The 6,353-nt window shown below is 65.9% G+C and carries 5 protein-coding genes; 1 reads left to right on the forward strand and 4 read right to left on the reverse strand.

The annotated features are described in order from the left end of the window. Nucleotides 1-124 precede the first annotated feature (124 nt). The 4 genes from ACFXB5_RS24915 to ngcE all read right to left on the reverse strand — a co-directional run bounded on the left by ACFXB5_RS24915 (nt 125) and on the right by ngcE (nt 5,410). Entirely contained in the window at nt 125-1,459 is a 1,335-nt protein-coding gene (locus ACFXB5_RS24915) for an IS110 family transposase (protein WP_385211629.1), read from the reverse strand. 226 nt (nt 1,460-1,685) lie between these two features. Beyond that, complete coding sequence (locus ACFXB5_RS24920; protein WP_385211671.1) at nt 1,686-2,519, reverse strand: carbohydrate ABC transporter permease; 834 nt, start codon at nt 2,517-2,519, stop codon at nt 1,686-1,688. Between the two features lie 478 nt (nt 2,520-2,997). Then, entirely contained in the window at nt 2,998-3,915 is a 918-nt protein-coding gene (locus ACFXB5_RS24925; protein ID WP_385211630.1) for a carbohydrate ABC transporter permease, read from the reverse strand. Between the two features lie 58 nt (nt 3,916-3,973). Beyond that, entirely contained in the window at nt 3,974-5,410 is a 1,437-nt protein-coding gene (ngcE, locus tag ACFXB5_RS24930) for an N-acetylglucosamine/diacetylchitobiose ABC transporter substrate-binding protein (RefSeq protein WP_385211632.1), read from the reverse strand. A 341-nt stretch (nt 5,411-5,751) separates the two neighbouring features. Between ngcE and ACFXB5_RS24935 the strand changes: the two genes are divergently transcribed. Further along, nucleotides 5,752-6,273 carry a hypothetical protein gene (locus tag ACFXB5_RS24935; protein WP_385211634.1) on the forward strand — a complete coding sequence of 174 codons (522 nt, stop codon included), beginning with the start codon at nt 5,752-5,754 and terminating at the stop codon, nt 6,271-6,273. Nucleotides 6,274-6,353: the final 80 nt, after the last annotated feature.

The raw sequence follows: 6,353 nt of genomic DNA on the forward strand, positions 1-6,353 counted from the left end.
GGACGGGGCCGTGAAAAGCCCTCGGTGAGGTACCTCTGCGAGGTGCTGAACGGAAAATCGATCTCCGGGAGGGCAGGCGGCAGCATCCGGGCCGCTTGCGGACCGGATGTCGGGGTGGGGTCGGTCAGACGGTCGTGGTTTCGAGGGTGACCTGGTGGCCGAGGGCCTGGAGCTGACGGACGAGGTCGCGGGTTCTGCGGGCGGGGTTGAGGTGACGCTGATGCCAGTCGGCGCCGAGTTCCTGGTAGGAGGCACCGGGGTCGTTGATCAAGTGCCAGGCGATGACGAGTATCGAGCGGGCGACGGCGACCAGCGCTTTGGCGTGTCCGCGGCGTTTGACGATGCGCCGGTAGCGGGCGCCGAGGAAGGTGTCGGTGCGGGCGGCGGCGTTGGCAGCCTCCCCGAGCGCCCCTTTGAGCCAGGGGTTTCCCTGCCCGGCCGGGCCCGCGCTGTTCTTTGCTCCGGACTGGATGGTCCTGGGACACAGCTTCGCCCATGAGACAAGGTGTTCGGGGGTGGGGAAACGGCTCATGTCCGTGCCGATCTCGGCGAGGATGATCTGCGCGGTGGCCGGTCCGATGCCGGGGACGACGTCCAGTCGCTCGGCCAGGACCCGGGCGGTCACCCCGTCAGCGGCCGGTTCGGTGCTGGTGCCGGCCGGGGCGTCGTGTGAGGTGGTGACCTCTTCCAGGGTCTGGGCGATGAGCCGGTCGAGTTTGTCGATCTGGGCGGCGAGATGGTCAACGGTGCTCAGCAGTACGCCCAGCAGTCGTGCGTGGTGGTCCTCGAACTGTCCGGTCAGGGCTTCAGTCAGGGCCGCCTTTTTCTTGACGAGGCTGCCCTGGGCGAGATCCGCGAGAGCGCGGGGATTGCGTTCGCCGGCGACCAGGGCGTCGAGCATGGCCCGTCCCGACACGCCGAACAGGTCCGAGACGACATCGGACAGCTTGATCTGCGCGTCCTGCAGGGCCTTGTCCACCCGGTGCTTGTGCCGGGTGCGTTCCTGGACGAACACCGTGCGGGTCCGCGTGAAGTCCCGCAGATGCCGGACCGGCTTGGGCGGTACGAACGAAGCGCGGACCATGCCGCGTTCGGCGAGCTTGGCCAGCCAGACCGCGTCCAGCTTGTCGGTCTTGGGCCTGCCGGGGACGTTCTTCACATCCCGCGCATTGACCAGCCAGCAGTCCAGTCCCCGGCCTTCCAGCAGGTAGAAGAACGGACGCCAGTACGAGCCTGTCGCCTCCATCACCACCCGCTCGACACCTTGGCAGATGAGCGTGTCGCCGAGTTCGAGGATCGCGTTCGTGGTCGAGGCGACCGTCCAGACCTTCTGGACACGGCGGCCCTCGATGGTGTCGTGCGGAACGCGCAGGCAGACCATGCCGGACGCCTTCGCGATGTCGATCGCCGCGACCCGCGCGACCGTTCCGTCGTCGTGGTCTTCTCCCGACTCCTCCATGATGCCCCCCTGTCGAAGTGGTGCGAGCGGGGCTGCCCGGGGAGCCTTGAGGGGTGGCGGAGAAGCTGATCGGCGTGCTCAAGGCGACAGTGTGCGGCCCCTCGGACGGCTCCCTCACCAGACTCCTATGCGGGCTCACGGCCCAAACATCAATCGGCGTCGGCGGACAGCCCCACACCCGATTTTCACGCCCGCGAGGCGTCATCCGCAGGTGAACGGCTGACTCCTATTTGAGCGCGCCCGCGGTCAGACCCGCCTGGACCTGCCGCTGGAAGAGGATATAGACGGCGAGTACGGGAAGCATCGCCAGCACCAGACCGGCGAAAAGCGCTGACCAGTCGCCCTTGTACTGCTGGCTGGCCGCGAGCTGCACCAGACCCTGGGTGAGCACCCGCTTGTCCTCATCGGTGTTGAGCACCGTCGGCAGCATGTACTGATTCCACTGCCCGAGGAAGTTGAAGATCCCCACACTGATCAGCCCGGGCTTCGCCATCGGCAGCATGACCTGGAAGAACGTCCGGGTATGGGACGCCCCGTCGATCAGGGCCGCCTCCGCGACCGAGGACGGCAGCGTCTTGAAGAACGAGGTGAGGAAGAAGACCGTGAACGGCAGCGAATAGGCGATATAGACCAGAATGAGCCCATGAAAGGTGTTGAGCAGGCTCATGTTCTTCATCACGAAGAACAGCGGCACCAGCGCCAGGATGATCGGAAAACTCATCCCGCCGACGAACATAAAATAGATGAACCGCTTTCCCGGGAATTCGAAGCGGGCCAGGATGTACGCCGCCATCGAGCCCAGCAGCATCGTCCCGATCAGGGAGCAGCCCACCACCAGGATCGTATTGAGGAAGAAGTCGCCGATGTTCGACTTGCTCCAGGCCCTGGTCCAGTTGTCGAAGTGCAGGGCCGACGGCAGTCCCCAGGGCGAGGTGAAGATCTGCTTGTCGGTCTTGAGGGAGCTCATCACCGCCCACAGCAGCGGCAGCGTGACCAGGAGTCCCCAGACCACCAGGATGCCGTGCGAGAAGACGTTGAGGACCTTGCCCTCGTTGCCGATCCGGCCCTCGGGGGTGAAGCCCGGCGGCTGCTTGCGGACGGGCCCGGTGGCCGGTGCCTCGTCCTCCTTGGTGACGCCCGGGAGCTCCGAGGGCTCTGCGTGCGAGGTCACCTGATCTCCTTCGAAGATGCCCCCGCCTTCAGGCGGGGGAGGAATCGAACCCCTGCAGAGCAGGGCAAAGAATGGTATTTCACCTCCGGGGCGAAATACCCCCCATACGATCGGATAAGGTGCGTGTCGTGCGTTGCGAGAACCAAGCTCGCACAACGTGCCGAGCGAGAACCAAGTCGGCGCAACTCAATGCTTTCGGGCGACCGGGCAGGTTCCGTCCCGGCTGGTGTTGAGGGAGTAAGACCTTGTCGGTCGCTGACCTGCTGGGCTTCCTGAGCCAGGAATCCCCCTGCTTCCGCTGGGGGAGGGTTCAATGTGGTACCCCCAGATCGCGGGCGGTGGCCGGGTGCGGTCGGTGTGATCGGCATCAGTACTCCAGGCGTTCGCGCCGGCCGAGCCTGGTCACGATGACCGCGAAGATCAAGGTGACGATGAGCATCGCGACGCCGATCGTGGTGGCCCGTCCGGCCTGCCCGTCGTGGAAGGTCTTGGTGTAGACGTAGTAGCCCATGACCTGGGTGGAGTCGGCGGGGCCGCCCGGCCCCACGGTCATGATCTGCACCACGGCGAACGCGTCGAGCGCGATGATGCCCATATAGATCCAGCCGGTCTGGACCGTGTCCCACAGCAGCGGCAGGGTGATCCTGAAGAAGGTCTTGACCCGGTTGGCCCCGTCGAGCAGCGCCGCCTCGTAGAAGTCCCTCGGGATGGAGCTCATCCCGGCGGAGAAGAGGACGACGTAGAAGCCGACGTTGCTCCAGACCATCACCGCCATCAGGCACCACAGCGCCAGCTTCGGATCGGCCAGCCACTGCTGCTCGAGCGAGTCCAGGCCGACTCCGTCGAGGAAGGAGTTGATCGCGCCGTTGCGCGGGTTGTAGGTGAACTGGAACAGCAGGGCGACGATCGCGATCGACAGCACCTGCGGGAAGAAGTAGATCACCTTGTACAGGCCCGACCCGCGCACCCCGGAGACCGCCGCGTTCTTACGGCCCCGGCCGCCCACATTGAGCATGAAGGCGAAGAAGAGCCCGAGGCCGAGCGTCACCAGCGGCACCACCAGCAGCAGCACGACATTGTGCCCGACCGCTTTCCAGAAGAGGTCGTCGTGCAGCAGCCAGTCGTAGTTCTTGAACCCGACCATCTTGAAGTCGGAGCTCAGACCCGTCCAGTCCGTGAAGGAGTAGTAGATGGCCTGGACAAACGGCGAGATCACGAAGACCGCGTAAAGGATCACCGGCAGGGCCAGGAACCCCGCGATGAACCGGTACTTCCCATGCTGCATTTCTACCGACCTCGGTCTTCCCCTACGGATAATGCCGCCGGCGACGCGTGGAGCCTCATCAGACGTGCTTGTACTTCTTGACGGCGTCGTCCTTCGCCGTGTCATCGGCGAACTTCTGGCACTTCTTGATCGTCTCGGCGGGGGTCATCCGGCCGGCCATCATCTCGCCGAGCGCGCCGACGCCGATCTGCTGCTTCTGCAGCGTCACGTACCAGTCCTGGAGCCGCGGGTTGACCACGTTCTTGCCCGCCTTGGTCAGCGCCTCCTGCGCCGACGCCAGACCCGGCGGCAGGCTGAGCCCTTCGGTGCCGCCGTTGAGGGAGGAGAGCGAGGAGACCTGCTTGATGAAGTTCTTGGTGGACTTCTCACCGAGCATGATCCGCAGCAGCTCCATGCCGCCCTGGGGGTTCTTCGCCGACTTCGGGACGATGAAGGGCTCACCGCCGGAGGCCCACAGGGTGCCGAACGGCAGCTTGTCGCTCTTGTCCAGGCTGGAGGGCGCGGCCACCGCCATCTGGAAGTCCTTCGGGGTGGTCTTCTTCGCCTCGTTCTCCACCCAGGAGCCGTTCGGGATGAACAGCGCCTTGCCCTGGTTCCACGCGGTCTGGGACTCGATGTGGGTCAGGCCCGGGGTGCCCTTGAGGATGTAGCCCTTCCTGTAGAGCTCGTAGTACGCCTCGAAGGCGGCCTTGACGGCCGGGTGCTTCCAGGCGTTCGCCTCCAGGTTGTCGATCGCGTCCAGGACCTCCCGGCCGCCGATCTTGGCGATGAAGGGGTAGAGGCTGAACGGCAGGTAGTAGGGGAACTTGCCGGGGTAGGTCCAGCCCGCGATGCCCTTCTTCTTGGCCTTCTCGCAGACCTTGAGCATGTCGTCCCAGGTCTCGGGGTACTCCACGTCGAGCTTGGCGAGATTGCTCTTGGAGTACCAGACGCCGTAGACCGTGTAGGCGTAGTAGAGGATCCACACCGGCTTGCCGTCGAACTGGCCCATCTCCACGACACCGGGGCGCAGCGTCTCACGCACCGTCTTGTTCGGGTCGTCGAGGGAGGGCGCGTCCAGCAGCGGGGTGAGGTCGGTCAGCTGGTTCTTGGCGACCAGGGTGCCCATGTCCATCTGCTCGGCGCCGGAGTTGTCGACGAGGTCCGGCGGGGTGCCGCCGTTGAAGCGCGGCTGGAGGACGGTCTGGATCTTCTGGGTGGCGGCGTGCTTGACCTTGCCCTTGGTCTTCGGGAAGGCCGCGGCGTACTCCGCCTCGGCGTCCTTGGCGTACTGCTGGCCGAAGCCGCCGTCGAAGATGACGACGTCGAGCGCGGCGCTCTCATTGACCGCGAGCGGGTTCTTGGCGCTCTTCTTGCCCTTGTCGACCTTCTTGGAGTCGTCGTCACCGCCACTGGCACAGGCGGACAGCGCGCTCATCGCGGGCACGGTGATCAATCCGAGCGCCGCCGAGCGCTTGATCAGATCGCGACGGCCGACATCTGAGGTGGATCCCATGCTCAAGTCCTCGCCTTCGTCAGGACTCAGGCGGTGTAACGGTCTCCCGTACATACTCGCCTCCGGCGAGGGGCCCGACACCGCGGGTCAGTTGAAGCGTCAAGCGGAGTATTGCTGGGTGTACGCCGGGGAGAGCGGATGACCCGCCGAGGCCCTCCGATATGGGCCGCGGTGCGGCCTTCCCCCTGGGGCGACAGGTATAGTCCACTGGGCCTCATATGGGCAAGATCGAGAGGTCATCGGGTACCAGTCTTTCCCGAGTTGAGACCTGCCCGACATACCGTAAGGGGAGACATGCCGCGCGGCACGCCGCCGTGCGCGCTCCCCGAAAGGCGGTTCCCGTGTCCCGGAAACAGCTCACCCTCGCCACCAGCATTGTCGTGACCGCGACACTCGCGGCCACCGCTGGGTGCGGCTCCGGCAGAGGGGGCTCGTCGGCCGGGGACGGCAAGGGCGGCGCGGCGATCGGCAAGGGCATGGCCCAACTGCCGGTGGAGCCCACCCAGGCGCCGACCGAGGAGCCCACCGACGACCCGTATGACGAGCCGTCGGACTCCCCCACCGGCGGCTCCGGCCTGGTCACCCCGGACGCCAAGATGGGCACCTGCGGCTGGGGTTCGGGCGGCAAGCCCTACGCCAATGTGAAGCTCAGCAACTCCGGCTCCAGCACGGCCTACTACTCGCTGCTGGTCGGCTTCGTGGACAGCTCCGAGGAGGTCGTGACCACCGGGGTGGAGTCCGACGCGTCCGTGGCGGGCGGCTCCGAGAAGACCATCAAGGTCACCGGGCTCAAGGCGGACAGCTCCCACACCGCGAAGAAGTGCCGGCTGTCGCTGGCCACCAAGTCCGACAACGCGGGCTGACGACACGCCAGGAGCAACCCCAAGGGGCGCACGGAATCGCCCCCATGGACGCGGGCCGTACCACCGACAGGGGTACGGCC

It is taken from the genome of Streptomyces sp. NPDC059455, assembly GCF_042750115.1.
Classification (GTDB): Bacteria; Actinomycetota; Actinomycetes; order Streptomycetales; family Streptomycetaceae; genus Streptomyces; species Streptomyces endocoffeicus.

Bases quoted from the DNA above. Each gene is read 5' to 3' on its own strand.
- ACFXB5_RS24915 (WP_385211629.1), bottom strand. From the start codon at position 1,459: ATGGAGGAGTCGGGAGAAGACCACGACGACGGAACGGTCGCGCGGGTC.
- ACFXB5_RS24925 (WP_385211630.1), bottom strand. From the start codon at position 3,915: ATGCAGCATGGGAAGTACCGGTTCATCGCGGGGTTCCTGGCCCTGCCG.
- ngcE (WP_385211632.1), bottom strand. From the start codon at position 5,410: ATGGGATCCACCTCAGATGTCGGCCGTCGCGATCTGATCAAGCGCTCG.